At 73.8% G+C, this 20,390-nt stretch carries 13 protein-coding genes; 11 read left to right on the forward strand and 2 right to left on the reverse strand.

Going from position 1 to position 20,390, the window contains the following annotated elements; translation table 11 throughout:
• The first annotated feature begins 203 nt into the window (after positions 1 to 203).
• From ACZ6WH_RS35635 to hflX, 5 genes are all read left to right on the forward strand, one after another.
• Entirely contained in the window at positions 204 to 656 is a 453-nt protein-coding gene (locus ACZ6WH_RS35635; protein WP_469734020.1) for a hypothetical protein, read from the forward strand.
• A 73-nt stretch (positions 657 to 729) separates the two neighbouring features.
• Positions 730 to 1,620, forward strand: a complete 891-nt coding sequence (dapF, locus tag ACZ6WH_RS35640) for a diaminopimelate epimerase (protein WP_469733844.1) — start codon at positions 730 to 732, stop codon at positions 1,618 to 1,620.
• Between the two features lie 216 nt (positions 1,621 to 1,836).
• Positions 1,837 to 4,155, forward strand: a complete 2,319-nt coding sequence (locus tag ACZ6WH_RS35645; RefSeq protein ID WP_469733846.1) for a RelA/SpoT family protein — start codon at positions 1,837 to 1,839, stop codon at positions 4,153 to 4,155.
• Between the two features lie 151 nt (positions 4,156 to 4,306).
• Positions 4,307 to 5,857, forward strand: coding sequence for a M1 family metallopeptidase (locus ACZ6WH_RS35650; protein ID WP_469733848.1), 1,551 nt, complete (start codon positions 4,307 to 4,309; stop codon positions 5,855 to 5,857).
• Between the two features lie 207 nt (positions 5,858 to 6,064).
• The gene (gene hflX, locus ACZ6WH_RS35655) at positions 6,065 to 7,564 is read left to right on the forward strand and encodes a GTPase HflX (protein WP_432859365.1); all 1,500 of its coding nucleotides are present in this window, start codon (positions 6,065 to 6,067) and stop codon (positions 7,562 to 7,564) included.
• 111 nt (positions 7,565 to 7,675) lie between these two features.
• Here the strand turns inward: hflX and ACZ6WH_RS35660 are convergent, their stop codons facing one another.
• On the reverse strand, positions 7,676 to 8,902 hold the full coding sequence (locus ACZ6WH_RS35660; protein ID WP_469733851.1) for a trypsin-like serine peptidase: 1,227 nt from the start codon (positions 8,900 to 8,902) through the stop codon (positions 7,676 to 7,678).
• A 355-nt stretch (positions 8,903 to 9,257) separates the two neighbouring features.
• Between ACZ6WH_RS35660 and ACZ6WH_RS35665 the strand changes: the two genes are divergently transcribed.
• The 5 genes from ACZ6WH_RS35665 (at position 9,258) to ACZ6WH_RS35685 (ending at position 18,172) form a co-directional block, all read left to right on the forward strand.
• Positions 9,258 to 10,700, forward strand: coding sequence for a diaminobutyrate--2-oxoglutarate transaminase family protein (locus tag ACZ6WH_RS35665; RefSeq protein WP_432859369.1), 1,443 nt, complete (start codon positions 9,258 to 9,260; stop codon positions 10,698 to 10,700).
• Entirely contained in the window at positions 10,697 to 13,087 is a 2,391-nt protein-coding gene (locus ACZ6WH_RS35670) for an IucA/IucC family protein (protein ID WP_469733854.1), read from the forward strand. The genes ACZ6WH_RS35665 and ACZ6WH_RS35670 overlap by 4 nt, the downstream gene beginning before the upstream one ends.
• 53 nt (positions 13,088 to 13,140) lie before the next feature.
• Positions 13,141 to 14,058, forward strand: a complete 918-nt coding sequence (locus ACZ6WH_RS35675; RefSeq protein WP_469733856.1) for a GNAT family N-acetyltransferase — start codon at positions 13,141 to 13,143, stop codon at positions 14,056 to 14,058.
• A gap of 88 nt (positions 14,059 to 14,146) precedes the next feature.
• The gene (locus ACZ6WH_RS35680; RefSeq protein WP_469733858.1) at positions 14,147 to 16,045 is read left to right on the forward strand and encodes an IucA/IucC family protein; all 1,899 of its coding nucleotides are present in this window, start codon (positions 14,147 to 14,149) and stop codon (positions 16,043 to 16,045) included.
• Positions 16,046 to 16,120: 75 nt separating this feature from the next.
• Entirely contained in the window at positions 16,121 to 18,172 is a 2,052-nt protein-coding gene (locus tag ACZ6WH_RS35685) for an ATP-dependent DNA helicase (RefSeq protein ID WP_469733860.1), read from the forward strand.
• 309 nt (positions 18,173 to 18,481) lie between these two features.
• Here the strand turns inward: ACZ6WH_RS35685 and lexA are convergent, their stop codons facing one another.
• Entirely contained in the window at positions 18,482 to 19,273 is a 792-nt protein-coding gene (gene lexA, locus ACZ6WH_RS35690; RefSeq protein ID WP_469733862.1) for a transcriptional repressor LexA, read from the reverse strand.
• 539 nt (positions 19,274 to 19,812) lie between these two features.
• Here lexA and nrdR point away from each other — a divergent pair.
• Positions 19,813 to 20,334, forward strand: a complete 522-nt coding sequence (gene nrdR, locus ACZ6WH_RS35695) for a transcriptional regulator NrdR (protein ID WP_361563041.1) — start codon at positions 19,813 to 19,815, stop codon at positions 20,332 to 20,334.
• Positions 20,335 to 20,390: the final 56 nt, after the last annotated feature.

A 20,390-nucleotide genomic window follows, 5' to 3' on the forward strand; every position in this document is an offset into this window, starting at 1 on the left:
GCGGCGCACGGGAGGCGATCCCGGGCCACGCACCCGCCCTCGACGACGGCCCCGGGCCGGCCGCCGGCCCCGGGCCTTCGGACGCGGAGGGCCTCCCCGAGGCCGACCGCTTCGCGGACGACGCCGCACCGGGCGCGGACGCGGCCCTTCCCGAGCACGACCGCATCGCCCCCGACGACCGCCCGCTCGACGACGATCCGCTCATGGGCGGACACCGGGCCCCGGAGGACGACGGACCGGCGGACGGGGACGCGCTGGACGGCTCGGACGGGCCCGACGCGCAGGCGGAGGACGACCGGCCCGCCGAGGACGCCGCGTCCTTCCGGGAGCTGCGGCCGCCGCGCCGCCTCCGCCTCTGGCAGCTCGCGCCCATCGTGGGCCTGGCCGCCGTCGGCTCTCTGATGTTCGCCTTCCCGCTGGCCTTCGAGTTCGGCGGGGACGGCGGCGCCGTTTTCGCGATGCTGGGGCTGCTGCTCTGCTGCTGCGCTGCGGGCTGGGGCATGATGGCCGCCCGCCGGGTCGGCCACACCTGGCCGGGGCTGCCGGCCCGCGGCTCGGGCCGGCGCGCGGACTGGCGGGTGGTCGCGGTGTACATCGCGGTCGTCCTGGTGCTCGCGGCCCTCGCCATCTGGCGCGTGGCCCGGCTCCGAGGCTGAGCGCCGCCCCGGTGCGCGGCGGGCCGCCCGTGCCGATGGCGCCGCCGTCGGTGCCGACCCGTACGATTCAAGGGTGAGCAACGAGCGCATCGCCTTCCTCAAGGGACACGGCACCGAGAACGACTTCGTGATCGTCCCCGACCCCGACGGCCGGCTGGAGCTGCCCGCCGATCTGGTGGCGCGGCTCTGCGACCGCCGGGCCGGCATCGGCGGCGACGGTGTGCTGCACGTCGTGAGGTCGGCGGCCCACCCGGAGGCGCGCGCGATGGCCGACGAGGCCGAGTGGTTCATGGACTACCGCAACGGCGACGGCTCGATCGCCGAGATGTGCGGCAACGGCGTCCGCGTCTTCGCCCGCTACCTCCAGCACGCCGGGCTCGTCGAGGCCGGCGACCTGGCCGTCGCCACCCGCGCCGGGGTGCGCCGCGTGCACCTCGCCAAGGACGCGGCCGGCGGCGCGACGGGCGACGTCACCGTCGTGATGGGCCGCGCCGAGCTCCCCGAGGAGCAGGTCACGGTCACGGTCGGCGGCCGCAGCTGGCCCGCCCGCAACGTGAACATGGGCAATCCGCACGCCGTCGCCTTCGTCGAGGACCTCGGCCACGCCGGTGACCTGTACAGCGCTCCGCCGTTCAGCCCTGCCGACGTTTACCCAGACGGGGTCAACGTCGAGTTCGTCGCCGACCGCGGCCCGCGCCACGTCGCGATGCGGGTGCACGAGCGCGGCTCCGGCGAGACCCGCTCCTGCGGCACGGGCGCCTGCGCGGTCGCCGTGGCCACCGCCCGCCGTGACGGCGCCGACCCCTCGGTGACGGGCAGCCCCGTCACGTACACCGTCGACGTCCTCGGCGGCACCCTGGTGATCACCGAGCTGCCGGACGGCACGGTGGAGATGACGGGCCCCGCGGAGATCGTCGCCGAGGGCACGCTCGACCCCTCCTGGCTGCGCGCGGCCACCGCCTGAGGGGCGCCGCCGGCCGGCTCCGGAAGGAGTCCGGAAGTCGGTTTCGGACGGTAACGGCCGTGGCTGAAGTTTCGCTCGAATGGGTGATCCGTTTCACTCTGGGCGAGAGGCGGTGAGCGGTGCGTGATGGGCTCGGTAGCATCAAGCACCGGCCCGGACACCGCCGTCACCGCCTGATCGCGTCCGGCCGCCGGTCGATGCTGCCGGAGGTGCCCCATGAGCGCAGAGGCCACTGAACCCAGCGGTGCGCCCGCAGAGCTTCACCCGGCAGGGGCCGCGGTCCGTAAACGCGGCCGGCCCCGGCTGGAACTGAGAGGCCTGCGCCGCTTCGGCCGCGCGGCGCTGCTGGGGCCCGCCCCACGCGACGGTCTGCCCGACGCCCTGGAGCACGTCGCCAAGGTCCACCGGGCCCACCACCCGGACGCCGACCTCGACGTCCTCAGCAAGGCGTACCTCCTCGCCGAGTCCTCGCACCGCGGACAGATGCGCAAGAGCGGCGAGCCCTACATCACCCACCCCCTCGCCGTGACGCTCATCCTCGCCGAACTGGGCGCGGAGACGACGGCGTTGACGGCGTCCCTGCTCCACGACACGGTCGAGGACACGGACGTGACGCTCGATCAGGTGGGTGAGGAGTTCGGCGCCGAGGTGCGCTTCCTCGTCGACGGCGTCACCAAGCTGGAGAAGGTCGACTACGGCGCCGCCGCCGAGCCGGAGACCTTCCGCAAGATGCTGCTGGCCACCGGCAACGACGTCCGGGTGATGTCGATCAAGCTCGCCGACCGGCTGCACAACATGCGCACCCTCGGCGTGATGCGGCCCGAGAAGCAGGCCAGGATCGCCAAGGTCACCCGTGATGTGCTGATCCCGCTCGCCGAGCGGCTGGGCGTCCAGGCGCTCAAGACCGAGCTGGAGGACCTGGTCTTCGCGATCCTGCACCCCGAGGAGTACGCGGCGACCCGCACCCTCGTGCTGCGGCACGCCGAGCGCCCGGACCCGCTCGCGGCCGTCGCCGCACGCATGCGCACGGTGCTGCACGACGCCGGCATCGACGCCGAAGTCCTCGTCCGGCCGCGGCACTTCGTGTCCGTGCACCGCGTGCGGATACGGCGCGGCGAGCTGACCGGCGCGGACCTGGGGCGGCTGCTGGTGCTGGTCGCCGAGGACGCGGACTGCTACGCCGTCCTGGGCGAACTGCACACCTGCTTCACGCCGGTCGTCTCGGAGTTCAAGGACTTCATCGCGGCGCCCAAGTTCAACCTGTACCAGTCCCTGCACACGGCCGTGATGAGCGAGGACGGCCATATTGCGGAAACGCTTATCCGTACCCACCGGATGCACCGGGTGGCCGAGGCCGGCGTGATCGCGCTGGGCGACCCGCACGTCCTCGCCGAGGGCGGCCCGTTCGGGCCCCAGGAGGGCGCGGAGACGCCCGACGGGGAACGGGTGGACCCGACCCGCCCCGGCTGGCTCTCGCGGCTGCTGGAGTGGCAGCGGGTCGCGCCGGACCCGGACACGTTCTGGACCTCGCTCCGCGACGACCTGGCCGAGGACCGGGAGATCTCGGTCTTCCGCGCGGACGTCGGCTTCGGGGCGGGAGCGGACACGGCGCGCGAGGCGGGCGACGACTCCGGCGACCGCGGTGCGTTCCGGCTGCCGGCGGGCGCGAGCTGCGTGGACGCCGCGTACGCACTCCACGGAGCCGGGGCGCACTGTTGCATCGGCGCGCGCGTCAACGGCCGCCTGGCGACCCTCTCGACGATCCTCCGCGACGGCGACAGCCTGCATCTCCTCATGGCTCCGGACTCCGCGGCCGGCCCCTCCCCGCAATGGCTGGAGTACGCGCGCACCCCCGCGGCCCGGCTCGCCATCTCCCGCTGGCTCACCGCCCACCCCGGCGCGGAACCCGTGGAGCCCGAAGCGGCCGAGGAGGCGGCGGAGCGCCCCGAGGGCGGCGCGGAGAGCGCCACGCGCCACGAGGCGGAGACCACCGCGGAGGACGGCACCACCGACCAGGAGGAGGCCTGCCCGGCCCCCGAGGCACGCCGGCCGCGGCCGCCCGTCCCCGCCGTCGCCGACCTCCCCGACGCCCCCGTCCGGCTGGCCGGCTGCTGCACCCCTGTGCCGCCCGACAAGGTCACCGGCTTCGCCGTACGCGGCGGCGCCGTGACCGTGCACCGCGCCCTCTGCCCGGCCGTGGCCCGGATGGCGGCCGCCGGGCGGGCCCCCGTAGGGGTGCAGTGGCGGCGTTCGGCCGCGCCGGACCAGGGCTGCCGGGTCACGCTGCTCGCCGAGGCGTTCAGCAGGCCCCGCCTGCTGGCGGATCTCACCGAGGCCATCGCCGCGCAGGGCGCCGCCGTCGTCTCCGCTGACGTGGAACCGCCCCGCGAGCAGCGCGTACGGCACACGTACACGCTGCACCTCCCGGACGCCGCGGAACTGCCCTCCCTGATGCGCGCGATGCGCCAGGTGCCGGGCGTCTTCGACGTGCTGCGCGCGGGCCGCAATCAGCCGGCCGCGACCCTCCGCTTCTGAAGGGGGCGCGCACGGCTTCGGGGCGCGGCTTCCTGAGGCCCTGTGAGCCGCTTCTCGGCGACGCGCCCGGGAAGCGGGCGGAACCGCTCATTCGGGTGCCGCGCTGCCGCGTCGCCGTTCACGCGGGTTGCCGTGCTGGTAGCGGTAACGCATGCCCTTTACGTCCCGCCGTACCGCGTTCCCCACCCGCCAGGCGCCGGACCTGCCGCGCCCCGCCGCCCCGCGCCGCCTCGTGGCCGCCCGCCGCGCCGTCCCGGCCGTGCTGGCCGTCGGCGCCCTCCTCGCGGCGGGCGCGCCGGAGCCCGGCCCCCAGGGGATCGGCGACCGCCTCTACCCGCACCTCGGCAACCCCGGCTACGACGTCGACGCGTACGACATCGCCCTGAAGTACTCCGGGAAGAACGACGTCCCGCTGGACGCCGTCACCACCATCACCGCCCGCGCCACCGACCACCTGGACCGCGTCAACCTCGACTTCGCCCGCGGCACCGTGCGGTCGGTGGAGGTCAACGGCGCTCCCGCCCGCCACGCCACGCACGGCGAGGACCTCGTGGTGACCCCGGCGCACCCCGTCGGGCCCGGCCAGACCATGCGCATCGTGGTGCGGCACACCAGCGATCCCAAGGGCGCCAAGGACGGCGGCTGGATCCGTACGGGCGACGGGCTCGCGATGGCCAACCAGGCGGACGCCGCGCACCGCGTCTTCCCGAGCAACGACCACCCCTCGGACAAGGCCGCCTTCACCTTCCGGATCACCGCTCCCCGGGGCATCACGGCCGTCGCCAACGGCCTGCCTCTGGGGCGCAGCGGCCGCGGCCCCGCCACCACGTGGACGTACCGTTCGCTGCACCCGATGGCCACCGAGCTGGCCCAGGTCTCCCTGGGGAAGTCCGCCGTCGTCCGTCGTCAGGGCCCGCACGGGCTGCCCCTGCGGGACGTCGTACCGGCCGACGCGCGCAAGAAGCTGGAGCCCTGGCTCGCGAAGACGCCCGGGCAGATCTCCTGGCTGGAGCGCCAGGTGGGCCGCTATCCGTTCGAGACGTACGGCGTCCTGATGGCCGACGCCTCGACCGGCTTCGAGCTGGAGACCCAGACGCTGTCGCTCTTCGAGAAGCACCTCTTCACCACCGACAAGCTCCCGGCCTGGTACGTGGAGTCACTGATGGTGCACGAGCTGGCACACCAGTGGTTCGGCGACAGCGTCACCCCCCGTACCTGGTCCGACGTGTGGCTGAGCGAATCGCACGCCACCTGGTACGAAGCGCTCTACGCCGACCGTGCGAGCAAGGGCACGGCCGCCATGGAGGAGCGCATGAAGCGCGCCTACGAGCAGTCCGACGCCTGGCGGGCCGCGGGCGGGCCGCCGGCCGCCCCGAAGGTCCCCGAGAAGGGCCAGAAGATCGGCATCTTCCGCCCCGTGGTCTACGACGGCAGCGCGCTCGTCCTCTTCGCGCTGCGGGAGCGGATGGGCGCCGCCGCCTTCGACCGCCTGGAGCGCGCCTGGTTCGCGCAGCACCGCGACGGCGTCGTGGGCACCGGCGACTTCATCGCGCTGGCCTCCCGCATCCACGGCAAGGACCTCTCCGGCTTTCTGCGCGCCTGGCTCTACGACACCCGCACCCCGCCGATGCCCGGCCACCCGGACTGGCGCGTCAAGAAGGACCAGAAGGAGCCGGGCCCCGCAAAGGCACACTCCTCCTGACCCCCCGAGGCCGGTGCCGCCCCGCTCACCAGGGACAATGGCAGGGCAGGAAAAGTCGCGTGACGGGCCTCACCCGCCGTGCGACCATCGACGGGCCGACGCCGGGACCGCCGGGAATCTCCCGGGGCGTCCGGACGTTGTCACGATCGAGAGTCCCCGGGCCCCGCGGGCCCGATCCCGGGACGTCCCAACGACACAAAGGATCAAATGACCTCCTCTTCTTCCCTTCCTCAGCAGGACCGACAGCGCCTCCACGAGAGCCTTCGGGCCGACGCCCTGATGGAAGAGGACGTCGCCTGGAGCCACGAGATCGACGGGGCGCGTGACGGCGACCAGTACGACCGTTCCGCGCGCGCGGCGCTGCGCCGTGTGGCGGGCCTTTCCACCGAGCTCGAGGACGTCACCGAGGTTGAGTACCGGCAGCTGCGCCTGGAGCGCGTGGTGCTGGTCGGCGTATGGACCTCCGGGACGGTCCGGGACGCGGAGAACTCCCTCGCGGAGCTGGCCGCCCTGGCCGAGACCGCGGGCGCCATGGTGCTGGACGGAGTGGTCCAGCGCCGCGACAAGCCGGACCCGGCGACGTACATCGGCTCCGGCAAGGCGCAGGAGCTGCGCGACATCGTGCTGGAGTCCGGTGCCGACACCGTCGTCTGCGACGGTGAGCTGAGCCCCGGCCAGCTGATCCACCTGGAGGACGTCGTCAAGGTCAAGGTGGTCGACCGGACCGCCCTGATCCTCGACATCTTCGCCCAGCACGCCAAGTCCCGGGAGGGCAAGGCGCAGGTCTCGCTGGCACAGATGCAGTACATGCTGCCGCGGCTGCGCGGCTGGGGTCAGTCGCTGTCCCGGCAGATGGGTGGCGGTGGCTCCGGCTCGACGGGCGGCGGCATGGCCACCCGTGGTCCCGGTGAGACCAAGATCGAGACGGACCGTCGGCGGATCCGCGAGAAGATGGCGAAGATGCGCCGGGAGATCGCGGAGATGAAGACCGGACGCGACACCAAGCGTCAGGAGCGCCGCCGCAACAAGGTCCCCTCGGTCGCCATCGCCGGCTACACCAACGCGGGCAAGTCCTCGCTGCTCAACCGCCTCACCGGCGCCGGTGTCCTGGTGGAGAACGCCCTGTTCGCCACCCTGGACCCGACCGTCCGGCGGGCCGAGACGCCCAGCGGCCGGCTGTACACTCTCGCCGACACCGTCGGCTTTGTACGCCACCTCCCGCACCACCTCGTCGAGGCGTTCCGCTCCACGATGGAGGAGGTCGGCGACTCCGACCTCATCCTGCACGTGGTCGACGGCTCGCACCCGGTGCCCGAGGAGCAGCTGGCGGCCGTCCGCGAGGTGATCCGCGACGTCGGCGCGACCGCCGTGCCGGAGATCGTGGTCGTCAACAAGGCGGACGCGGCGGACCCGCTGGTGCTCCAGCGCCTGCTGCGCCAGGAGAAGCGCGCCATGCTGGTCTCGGCCCGTACGGGCCAGGGCATCGACGAGCTGCTCGCCCTGATCGACGAGGAGCTGCCGCGGCCCAGCGTCGAGATCGAGGCGCTGGTCCCGTACACCCACGGTCAGCTGGTCTCCCGGACGCACGCCGAGGGCGAGGTGATCTCCGAGGAGCACACCGCGGAGGGCACGGTCCTCAAGGCCCGCGTCCACGAGGAGCTGGCCGCGGAGCTGCAGCCGTACGTGCCGGCGGCCGCCGGCAGCTGATCCGCCCGCACCCGTAGGGCGTACGCACGACCAGGGCCCGCTCCCCACGCCGGGGAGCGGGCCCTCGCGCATGTCCGCTCAAGGGACGCCGTCAAAGGGACGCCGTGCCCGTCACCGGCCGGCGAACTTCTTGCTGACCGCCTCGTACACGCCCTTGGCCTCCGCGCCCAGGTGCGGCCCGGCCAGCCAGTCGGCCGTCACCGGCCCGATCGAGGTGTTGGACACCAGCGCGGTCCGGCCCTGCTGGTCCTTGGCGAACCACGGACCACCGGAGGAGCCCGCGGTCATGGTGCAGCCGATGCGGTACATCGTCGGCTGCGCGGTCTCCAGCGACAGCCGGCCGGGCTTCGACGGGCACTCCTGCAGCGTCTGGCCGTCGAACGGCTTCGCGGCCGGGTAGCCCTGCGCGGTCATCGACGGGATCTTCGGCACGGCCGGCGCGTTGAACTGCACCGGGTAGGCCTGGCCGACCGTCTCCTCCAGCGACTTGGTGTTGCCCGCCTCCGGCTTCACGTGCAGCACGGCGAAGTCGTACGGAGCGCCCTGGCCGCCGGTCTTCGCGCCCTGGTCGATCCACTGCTCCGAGGTCTGCGCGGCGTCGGCCCAGAACACGCCCTTCGGGGCCAGCTGTTCCTTCGTGGCGCCCTGCAGCTCGGCCGCCGACCTGCCGCTGTCGTTGTACGAGGGCACGAACGCGATGTTGCGGTACCAGCCGCCGCTCTTGCCCGCGTGCACGCAGTGGCCCGCCGTCCACACCAGGTTCGACTTGCCCGGGTTCGCCGGGTCCTCGACCACGGCGCCGGAGCAGACCATCGAGCCCTCGGGGCTGTCGAAGAACACCTTGCCGACGCCGGGCGCGTTGGTGCTGTACGGCGCGCTCACCGGCTGCGCCTTCACGGGCGCCGGTTCGGGGTCGGTCACGCCCTGGTCACCGGAGATGTCCTCCGGCTCGACCGGCTTGTCGGGCTGCTCGGCGTCCTTCATGCGGTCCGGGTCCCACAGCCCCTTGATGTAGGGGTTGACGAACTGGCCCGCCTCACGCAGCCACTTGTCCTTGTCCCAGTTCTTCCACTCGCCGTGCTTCCAGTCGTCCAGGTTCACGCCGAGGTCCTTGAGCTTGTCCTGCAGCTCCTGGGGGATCTTCAGCTTGTCCCCGCCCGGCTGCTCCACGGAGGACTGGTCCGGCTGCGCGCCGGCGTCGTTCTCCGAGGGGCCGCAGGCGGTCGCGGTCAGCGCCAGCGCGCCGACCAGCGCGGCCGCGGCGACGGCCGGGCGGACGCCGCGCGTGGTTCTCCGGCCGGCACGCGACCGGGCGGCGGACGGGCGGATGGATCGCATGAGTGGATTCCCCCTGGGTGTGTTCGGCGACCGCTTCGACGACCGCGGCGGCCGTAAAGGCGGCCGCTCGGCAACCGTCGGCGATCGATATGGACTTGTTCGGACCGATCCGCCGGTTCTTGTGGCCGGTCCGGAATGCAGAGCCCCACTATGCCGGTGCCGTGGGGGACGGCACCGAGCGGGTCCGCGGTTCCGGTCGTCAAGGATCTTTGTCGAGGCCGTGATCGGGTGCCCGTGACGTCGTTGGTACGTACGGGGGACGGCCGGTCCGTGTTCACGGGACGGCCCACACAGCCGGCGACCGGCGCCGCCAGGCGCTCCGGTGGCCCGTTGAAAGCAGGAGGACAACACCGCCGTGGCCTTGACCCAGCCTCCGCCGATGGCACCGCCGCTGGCCCATGAGCAGATCCTGCGGAGGCAGTCGCTCCGCGAATCCGCCGCCCGCACCTACGCGCGTTCGCTGCCCGTCGTCCCCGTCCGCGCCCGCGGGCTGACGATCGAGGGCGCGGACGGCCGCCGCTACCTCGACTGCCTCTCCGGCGCCGGCACCCTGGCGCTGGGGCACAACCACCCCGTCGTGCTCGAAGCGATCCGCGCCGTCCTGGACTCCGGCGCCCCGCTGCACGTCCTGGACCTCGCCACCCCTGTGAAGGACGCCTTCACCAGCGAGCTGTTCGCCACCCTGCCGCGCGAGCTGGCCGAGCACGGGAAGGTGCAGTTCTGCGGCCCGGCCGGCACGGACGCCGTCGAGGCCGCGCTGACGCTCGTACGGACCGCGACCGGCCGCAGCGGCCTGATGGCCTTCACCGGCGCGTACCACGGCATGACGGCCGGGGCGCTCGCCGCGTCCGGGGGCGCGCGCGACACCTCCGTGACCCGTCTCCCGTATCCGTACGCCTACCGCTGCCCCTTCGGGACCGGCGGCGGACGCGACACGGGAGAAGCCGCCGACGGCGGGGGAGCGGAGGCCGCCGAGCGCGGCGCCGAACTGTCCGCGCGCTGGGCGGAGAACGCCCTCGCCGACCCCAAGAGCGGTGTGCCGCGTCCGGCGGCCATGATCCTGGAGCCCGTGCAGGGCGAGGGCGGCGTGATCCCCGCGCCCGACAGCTGGCTGCGGCGGATGCGCGAGATCACCGCGGCGCACGACGTCCCGCTCATCGTCGACGAGGTGCAGACCGGCGTCGGCCGTACCGGCGCCTTCTGGGCCGTCGAACACAGCGGCATCGTCCCCGACGTCCTCGTCCTCTCCAAGGCCATCGGCGGCAGCCTCCCGCTCGCGGTGATCGTCTACCGCGAGGAGCTGGACACCTGGCGCCCCGGCGCACACGCCGGCACGTTCCGCGGCAACCAGCTCGCCATGGCGGCGGGCGCCGCGACACTGGCGTACGTACGCGAGAACGGCCTCGCCGCCCACGCCGCCGAACTGGGCGCACGGATGCTCGCACGGTTGCGCGGCCTGGCCGCGCACCACGACTGCGTCGGCGACGTACGCGGCCGCGGCCTGATGCTCGGCGTGGAACTGGTCGACGCGGAGGGCCCCGTGGGCTCCGACGGCGCGCCGCCGCCCGCCTCCCGGCTCGCCGCCGAGGTCCAGCAGCAGTGTCTCGACCGCGGTCTGATCGTGGAGCTGGGCGGGCGCGGGTCCGCCGTCGTGCGCCTGCTCCCGCCGCTCACCCTCACCGACGAACAGGCCGACGCCGTACTCGACCGCCTCGCCGACGCCATCGCGGCGGCGGTCCGTTCCACTCCCGGATCCGCGGGCACCCCCCTCCCCACGATGCGAGGCACCACCCCATGACCGAACGCCTTGGCCCTGCGACGAACGGGCCGGCCGGCCCCTCCCCGGACGCAGCCCCCACGGCCGAGAACCCGGCGGACGCGGCGCAGCCCGCCCCGTCACCGGCCGACGGCCCCGATGCCGCCGCGCCCCCGGCGAAAGCGCCGGGCTCACCGGACTCCGCGGCGACGGCCCCCCGGGGCGGCCGTGCGGCGACCGGCCCCGGCGAGGACGGAGCCGCGCCGCAGCCCGACGTACGGCGCGGCCCCGGCGGAGACGGCGACGGGGTGGCGAGCACGCCGCCGGCCGACGAACCCAGCGTCCCCCGTCAGGCGCGACGCATCGGCCATGTCTGCGAGGCGGGCCTGCCGGCGAGTGCCGACGGAAGCGGTGGCGTGGCCGTCGACGTGGCCGAGCGCACCGGCGCCACGTCGCTGCCCGGCACGACGTCCCTGCCCGGCCCCGCGGCCGGTCCCGCGGCAGGTCCCGAGGAGGGCCCCGACCCTCTGGAGCACCCCGACCCGGCGGTGGCCGCGGACGCGGCGGGCGTCGAGAACCTGCTGCGCTGCTGGATCCGGGAGAACGGCGTCCCGCGGCCGGCCGGCGCCCACCTCCGGCTGCCGCTCGACGCCAGCGGCACCGTCCTCGGCGTCCCGGTCCGCTACTGGTCGGCCACCGGCTGCCACCGCTTCGGCCCGCCCGTACTGGAGCAGGCGCCGGCCGGCGCTCCGCCCGTGGACGCCGTCACCCTCGCCGCCCTGCTCCGCCGCGAAGCGGTCGGCGGCGGCGCGGCGGACGGCGGAGCGCCGTGGGAGAAGCCGGCCTCCGACGGCCCGGCGGTCAACGGCGTGAGCACGCACGCCCCGGCGCATCTCAACGGAGCGGCCCCCACGCACCCCGGCACCACCGTTCCCGGCTCGGGCGCCCCCGTGCCCGGCCCGGGCGCCCTCGCCGAGGACGCCGCCGAGCTGATCGGCCGGGTGGCGAACTCCGTACGCTGCACCGCCGTCATCCTCCGCGAGCGCCGGGACCACCCCGCCACCCCGCACGACGACCGCTTCCTGGACGGCGAGCAGTCGCTGATCCTGGGGCACCCGCTGCACCCCACCCCCAAGAGCCGCGAGGGGCTGTCCGAGGGGGAGGTCCACGCGTACTCACCGGAGCTGCGCGGCTCCTTCCGGCTGCACTGGCTGGCCGTGGACCGGTCCGTACTGGCCATGGACTCCGCCTGGACCGCCCGTGGCCGCGCCGTGCCGGCCGACCTCCTCACCGCCGGTCTCGCCGGCCTCGCAGGCGAAGCGCCGGCCGTCCCGGAGGGCAGCGCGCTGCTGCCGCTGCACCCTTGGCAGGCCCGCGAGGTACGGCACCGCCCCGAGGCCGCCGCGCTTCTGGACGCCGGACTGCTGCGCGACCTCGGCGCGTACGGCGCGCACTGGCACGCCACGTCCTCCGTACGCACCGTCCACTGCCCCGGCGCGGACGCCATGCTCAAGCTCTCCCTCGGGCTCCGGATCACCAACTCGCGGCGGGAGAACCTCCGCAAGGAACTCCAGCGCGGCGTCGAGGTGCACCGCCTGCTCCGCAGCGGCCTCGCCGAGCAGTGGCGCGCGGCGCACCCCGGCTTCGACGTCATCCGCGACCCGGCCTGGCTCGCCGTCACCGCTGCCGACGGCACCCCCGTCCGCGGCCTCGACGTCGTCCTGCGCCACAACCCCTTCGGACCGGCCGACGACGCCGTGTGCGTCGCGGGGCTCACCTCCCCGCGGCCCTGGCCCGGCCACGACGGACTGCGCTCGCGCCTCGCCGACCTCATCGGCACGCTGACCGCGCGCACCGGCCGGCCCACCGGAGCCGTCGCCGCCGAGTGGTTCCTGCGCTACCTCCACACGGTCGTACGCCCCGTCCTCTGGCTCGACGGCACCGCGGGCGTCGCCCTGGAGGCACATCAGCAGAACACCCTCGTCGTGCTCGACGCCGACGGCTGGCCCGTGGGCGGCCGGTACCGCGACAACCAGGGGTACTACTTCCGCGAGTCCCGGCGCGCCGAGCTGGACCGGCGGCTGCCCGGCATCGGCGTCGAGAGCGACACGTTCGTCCCCGACGACGTCACCGACGAGCGCTTCGCGTACTACCTCGGCATCAACAACATCCTCGGCCTGATCGGCGCGTTCGGCGCCCAGAAGCTGGCGGACGAGGGGGTGCTCCTCGCGGCGTTCCGGCGGTTCCTGGCCTCGGCCGCCACCGAGCCGAAGGAGCACCGCTCGCCGCTCGCCGCGCACCTCCTCGGCGCACCGGCCCTGCGGTGCAAGGCCAACCTGCTCACCCGGCTGCACGGCCTGGACGAACTGGTCGGCCCGGTCGACACCCAGTCCGTGTACGTCACCCTCCCCAATCCGCTCGCCACGTGACCCCAGCGGCCACGGAACCCCGCCCCCACGAGGCCACGAGAGGAGCACCCGCCGTGCCCCCTGTCGAACCGCCTTCCGCGCCGGCCGCGGCCCCCACCGGAGCCTCCGTCGGTGTCGCCACCGATGCCTCCGCCGGCGTCCCCGCCGGCCCGGCTCCGGTGAGCGTCCCGCGGCCCGCCACGGCCGGGCCCTCCGCTGCCGCCGGCACGGACGGGACCACGGCCGACCCCGCGCGCGAGGCACCGTCGGACAGGGGGCTCGCGCCCGGCGCGGCCGCCCCCGCACCCGAGCACCGCGACAGCTCGGGTGACACCCTCGACCTCGTGCTGCCGCCCGAGCCGGCCGCCCTCGGAGCCCAGGACGTCGCGCCCCGGCTGCGGCCCGGCGAGCCGGCGTCCGGGCCACTGCTGGACGCGCTCGCCGGATGGGGGCCCGCCGAGACCCCGGCCGGGCCCTTTCAGCTCGTACCGGTACGGCTGGAGCGCGACCTCGCGCTGATCTCCGGCTGGATGAACGACCCCGCCGTGGCCGCCTTCTGGGAACTGGCGGGGCCGCCCGCCAGGACCGCCGCGCACCTGCGCACGCAGCTCGACGGCGACGGCCGCAGCGTGCCCTGCCTGGGCGTACTGGCCGGCGTCCCCATGAGCTACTGGGAGATCTACCGCGCCGACCTCGACCCGCTCGCCCGCTACTACCCGGCCCGTCCGCACGACACCGGCATCCACCTGCTCATCGGCGGCGTGGCCGACCGCGGACGCGGCCTGGGCGCGGCCCTGCTGCGGGCCACCGCCGACCTCATCCTGGACCACCGGCCCCGGTGCGGCCGGATCGTGGCCGAACCCGACCTGCGCAACACCCCCTCCGTGGCAGCCTTCCTCAGTGGCGGATTCCGATTCGCCGCGGAGACCGACCTGCCCGACAAGCGCGCCGCCTTGATGATCCGCGACCGCGCCTTGCGCACCGTCCTGTGACCCGGCTCCGGCCCCGGACCCCGGCCCCCTCCGGTCACGCCCTCCCCGTATCAGCTCCCTTCGACAACGACCCGCTGCGAATTCCCTTATGCCGCTCACGCCGAGCCCCGAGGAGCCAGCCTTGTCACCGTCCGCCCAGCCCGCCCATACCGCCGGCCCCACCGACCCGTCGGACGTCACGGACCCGACGGGTGCCGCCGACCGGTCCGGTCCGACCCGCCCGCCGGCCCCGGCCGGCCCGTCCGACGCCGCCTGGCGGCACGCCGCCCGCCGCCTCCTCGCCAAGACCCTCGCGGAACTGGCCTACGAGGAGGTCATCGCCCCCGAGCCGGACGGCACCGCCCCCTGCGGCACCCCGCGCTACCGCCTGACCCTCACCCCCGACGTCACCTACCGCTTCCACGCCCGGCGTGGCGCGTACGGCCACTGGCGCGTCGACCCGGACTCCGTCACGCCCACCGGCGACCCCCTGCATTTCCTCTTCCACGCCCACGAGACCGTCCTGGGCCTGAGCGGTGACACCACCGGCCACCTCATCCGTGAACTGACCGCCACCCTTGCCGCCGACACCCGCCTGGACGCCACCGCCGTCTCCGCCGCCGAGCTGGCCGACCTCGACTACGCGGCCCTCGAAGGCCACCAGACCGGGCACCCCTGGCTGATCGCCAACAAGGGACGGCTCGGCTTCTCCGCCGCCGACGCCGGACGCTGGGCCCCGGAAGCCCGCACCCCCTGCCGGCTGCCGTGGATCGCCGCCCACCGCGACCTCGCCCGCTACCGCGGCACCGGCCCGCTGGCCCTCCCCGACTGCCTGTACTCCGAAGAACTCACCCCCGAACTCCGCGACGCCTTCGCCCGCACCCTCACCGACCAGGGCCTCGACCCTGTCGATTACCTCTACCTCCCCGTGCATCCCTGGCAGTGGGACGAGACCATCGCCCCGCTCTTCGCCCCCCAGATCGCTGCCAAATTCATCGTCCCACTCACCACTGACAACGACCTCCGGCTGCCGCAGCAGTCCATCCGCACCTTCCTCAACACCAGCCGCCCGCACGCCCGCACGGTCAAACTGCCGCTGTCCGTCCTCAACACCCTCGTCTGGCGCGGCCTGCCCACCGAACGCACCCTCGCAGCACCCGCCGTCACCGCCTGGGTCCAGGGCCTGCGCGACGCCGACCCGTACCTCCGCGACGAGACCCGCGTGATCCTCCTCGGCGAGACCGCGTCCGTCACCGTCGAACACCCCCTGTACGACCGCATCCCCGGCGTCCCCTACCAGTACAAGGAACTGCTCGGCTGCATCTGGCGCGAGCCGCTCAGCCCGCTGCTCGACCCCGGCGAGCGGGCCCGCACCCTCGCCTCGCTGCTGCAGACCGACCCGCAGGGCCGGGCCCTCACCGCCGAGCTGGTGCACCGCTCCGGCCTCGCGCCGCGCATTTGGCTGCGCCACCTCTTCGCCGCCCTGCTGCCGCCGCTGCTGCACTTCCTGTACCAGTACGGCACCGTCTTCTCCCCGCACGGCGAGAACGCGATCGTCTGTTTCGACGCGCACGACGTCCCCACCCGCCTCGCGGTCAAGGACTTCGTCGACGACGTCAACACGACCGACGGGCCGCTGCCGGAACTGGCCGCCATGCCCGAGGACGTGCGCGAGATCCTGCTCACCGAACCGCCCGCCTTCCTCACCCAGTTCATCCATTCCGGGCTGTTCGTCGGCGTGTTCCGCTATCTGGCGCCGTTGTGCGAGGAGCAACTGGGCGTACCCGAGGGCGAGTTCTGGTCACTCGTACGGGCCGAGATCCTGCGCCACCACGAGCGCTTCCCGCACCTCAAGGAGCGGCACGCCATGTTCGACCTGCTCACGCCGGAGATCGAACGGCTCTGCCTCAATCGCAACCGTCTCCACCTGGACGGATACCGTGATCGCCCGCACCGCCCGCACGCCGCCGTGCACGGCATGATCCCGAACCCGCTGCACGCCCCCTGACACGACCGTGCGACCGGCCGCGGAGCGGCCTGGACCGGGCGGGGTGTCAGTGGGCCCGCGTAGGCTGGCAGCGCTATGACGAAGCCCTCCCTCCCCGAACTGCTCCATGCCGCCGTCACCGCCGTCGGCGGCACCGAGCGCCCCGGCCAGGTCGCCATGGCCGAGGCGGTCGCCGAGGCCGTCGACGGCGGCACGCACCTGCTCGCCCAGGCCGGCACCGGTACCGGAAAGTCCCTCGGCTATCTGGTGCCGGCGCTGGCCCATGGAGAGCGCGTGGTGATCGCGACGGCCACCCTGGCGCTCCAGCGCCAGCTGGTCGAGCGCGACCTGCCGCGTACGGTCGAGTCGCTGCATCCGCAGCTGCGCCGCCGCCCGCAGTTCGCCATGCTCAAGGGCCGGTCGAACTATCTCTGCCTGCACCGCCTGCACGAGGGCGTGCCGCAGGACGAGGAGGAGGGCCTGTTCGACCCCTTCGAGCAGGCCACGGCCACGAGCAAGCTCGGCAAGGACCTGCTGCGGCTGCGGGACTGGGCGGACGAGACGGAGACCGGCGACCGGGACGCGCTCACCCCCGGCGTCTCCGACCGGGCCTGGGGCCAGGTCTCGGTGTCCTCGCGGGAGTGCCTGGGCGCGTCGAAGTGCGCGTACGGCGCGGAGTGCTTCGCGGAGGCCGCCCGCGAGCGGGCCAAGCTCGCCGACGTGGTGGTCACCAACCACGCGCTGCTCGCGATCGACGCCATCGAGGGCGCGCCGGTCCTGCCGCAGCACGAGGTACTGATCATCGACGAGGCCCACGAGCTGGTCTCCCGGGTCACCGGCGTGGCCACGGGCGAGCTCACACCGGGGCAGGTCAACCGCGCGGTGCGGCGGGCCGCCAAGCTCGTCAACGAGAAGGCGGCCGACCAGCTGCAGACCGCCTCCGAGACCTTCGAGCGGCTGATGGAGCTGGCGCTGCCCGGCCGCCTGGAGGAGATCCCGGAGGACCTCGGGTACTGCCTGATGGCGCTGCGGGACGCCGCCCGTACGGTGATCTCGGCGCTCGGCTCGACCCGCGACAAGTCCGTCCAGGACGAGGACGCCGTCCGCAAGCAGGCGCTGGCCTCCGTGGAGAACGTGCACGCGGTCGCCGAGCGGATCGCGAACGGCTCCGAGTACGACGTGGTCTGGTACGAGCGGCACGACCGCTTCGGCGCCTCGCTCCGCGTCGCCCCGCTGTCGGTGTCCGGGCTGCTGCGCGAGAAGCTCTTCGAGGACCGTTCGGTCGTGCTGACCTCCGCGACCCTCAAGCTCGGCGGTGACTTCAACGGCGTCGCGGCCTCGCTGGGCCTGGCCCCCGAGGGCACGCAGGGAGAGGACGTGCCGCCCTGGAAGGGCCTGGACGTCGGCTCCCCGTTCAACTACGCGAAACAGGGCATTCTCTACGTCGCGAAGCACCTGAACCAGCCGGGGCGCGAGGGCACCCGTACGGACATGCTGGACGAGCTGGCGGAGCTGGTGGAGGCGGCCGGCGGGCGGACGCTCGGGCTGTTCTCCTCGATGCGGGCCGCGCAGGCCGCCGCCGAGGAGCTGCGCGGCCGTCTGGACGTGCCGATCCTGCTGCAGGGCGAGGAGACGCTCGGCGAGCTGATCCGGGCGTTCGCGGCGGATCCCCGTACGTGCCTGTTCGGGACCCTGTCGCTCTGGCAGGGCGTGGACGTGCCCGGGGCCAACTGCCAGCTGGTGGTCATGGACCGGGTGCCCTTCCCGCGCCCCGACGATCCCCTGATGAGCGCCCGCCAGAAGGCCGTGGAGGAGGCCGGCGGCAACGGCTTCATGGCGGTCGCGGCGACGCACGCGGCGCTGCTGATGGCGCAGGGCGCGGGCCGTCTGATCCGCGCTTCCGGGGACCGCGGCGTGGTCGCCTGCCTCGACCCGCGGGTCGAGCGGGCGCGGTACGGCTCGTTCCTGCGCGCCTCGATGCCCGGCTTCTGGTACACCACCGACCGCAATCAGGTCCGCCGTTCCCTGGCCGCGATCGACGCGGCCGCCCAGGCGGCGGAGGCGGAGGCGGAGGCGGCCGAGAAGGCCGGAACGGCCGCTGAGGCGGATGCGGAGGACGCCGAGGAGCCTGCGTCGGCGGACGCGTAACCAAGGCCGGAGAGACCCCGTCGAGCCGGCGGAGAGGGCGCTCCGGGCGCCCGCCGCCCGGCGGCCCCGGACGTGCGCGGTCGACGGTCCGGGACGTACACGGTTCGGTCATCCTCATCCAGAACGTACGCGTCCCGGAGATCCAGACGCACGCCGCCCGCCGCCCACGCGGGGCCGTATGCGCATACGTGGGACGCACACACGCGGGCCCCGTATACCGATCGGTACACGGGGCCCGTTGCGTTCGCCGCGGTCGGCTCCGGGGAGCGGTCTGCTCCGGGGGGAGGCGCCGCGGGGCGGTCGTGGTGCTCAGACGCGGCGGAGGACCGCCACCACCTTGCCGAGGATGGTCGCCTCGTCGCCGGGGATGGGCTGGTACGCGGCGTTGTGCGGGAGCAGCCACACATGGCCGTCCTCGCGCTTGAAGCGCTTGACCGTGGCCTCGCCGTCCAGCATCGCGGCGACGATGTCGCCGTTCTCCGCGACCGGCTGGCGGCGGACCGTGACCCAGTCGCCGTCGCAGATCGCGGCCTCGACCATGGAGTCACCGACGACCTTGAGCACGAAGAGCTCGCCGTCGCCCACCAGCTGCCGGGGGAGGGGGAAGACGTCCTCGACGGACTCCTCGGCGAGGATGGGGCCGCCGGCGGCGATCCGGCCCACCAGCGGGACGTACGACGCCGCGGGCTTGCCCGTGGTGTCGGCGGGGGCCGCGGCCGGCTGGTCGGAGCCGCGGACCTCGTACGCACGCGGCCGGTGCGGGTCGCGGCGGAGGAAGCCCTTGCGCTCCAGGGCCATCAGCTGGTGCGCCACCGACGACGTGCTCGACAGCCCCACCGCCTGGCCGATCTCGCGCATGGACGGCGGGTACCCGCGGCGCTGGACGGAGTCCCGGATGACCTCGATCACCCGTCGCTGCCGGTCGGTGAGGCCGGAGCTGTCCGCGCGGATTCCTGGGGGGCGACCGGGCAGCGAGCGCGCCGACTTCTGACCCTCCGGGTTCATCGTGGCCTCTTCCATGGGTGCTTTCTGGGTCGGCTCGAAGCGGCCCTGGGAGTGGCTCTGTGCGGCGATGATGGCGCTGTCTGCGGTGGTGGTCACGTCGGCCCCTCTCGGAATGTTCTCCCTAGTTAGCCAACGGTAGTTGCTTTCGAAAGGTTGCGCCAAACACACGTTCGAGTGAAAATTCGCGGATTAGCTGACCTGATCAGGGGATCGGGTGTATAGCCGACAGGCGTCCGAAAGGCGATAACGGGCATTACGGTACCGTTCCGGCCGGGAATTCTCCGCGGCGGGTCCCCGTTCCGTCAGTGGTTCCGCGGCGATCGCGACGCGCCGCCGTGACCTGCCCAAGTCTGTCATTGCCGCCCCGCGGGAGCGGCCACCGGGGGGTCTCACGTACGCTCGTGGCTGCCGCGCCGCCGCGACACGCGGTGTGTGCATTTTCTCGCCCGGCACCACATGTAGTGCTTGGATGGGCGACAGCCACCAGACGTTGTGGTCCATGGTCTTCTTCGGCCTGCGGATCGCCTATGCTTGTGGTCGCTCCGGAGGCCCCCGTTCGGGCCCTGTCCGGGCTATTAGTCGTACGCCGGATGAAGTGGCGTACGTCCGTTTTCGAGGGTGAGGAGGGTGAAGCCATGCACTGCCCCTTCTGCAGGCACCCCGACAGCCGGGTCGTGGACAGCCGCACCACCGACGACGGCACCTCGATCCGCCGCCGCCGGCAGTGCCCCGACTGCTCCCGGCGGTTCACGACGATCGAGACGGCGTCACTCACGGTGATCAAGCGGAGCGGGGTCACCGAGCCCTTCAGCCGTGACAAGGTCATCGCCGGCGTGCGCAAGGCGTGCCAGGGCCGGCCGGTCACCGAGGACGCGCTGGCCAAGCTCGGCCAGCGGGTCGAGGAGGCGGTCCGCGCGACCGGCAGCGCCGAGCTGTCCACCCACGACGTCGGGCTCGCGATACTGGGCCCGCTTCAGGAGCTGGATCTCGTGGCGTACCTGCGCTTCGCGAGCGTGTACCGGGCGTTCGATTCGCTCGACGATTTCGAGGCGGCCATCGCGGAGCTGCGTGAGCAGCGGCCGCCCTCGCAAGCCTGCGGGAACTGCGGGGAGGCCGAGAATTCGGCGGTCCCCGTGCCCGCCCCCGCCGCCGACTGAGTCGGCGCGCGACCCAGACCTCGCCGGAGCTGAGCAGGAGCCCCGGCGCAGCAAGA

Source organism: Streptomyces sp. NPDC050806 (assembly GCF_055586425.1).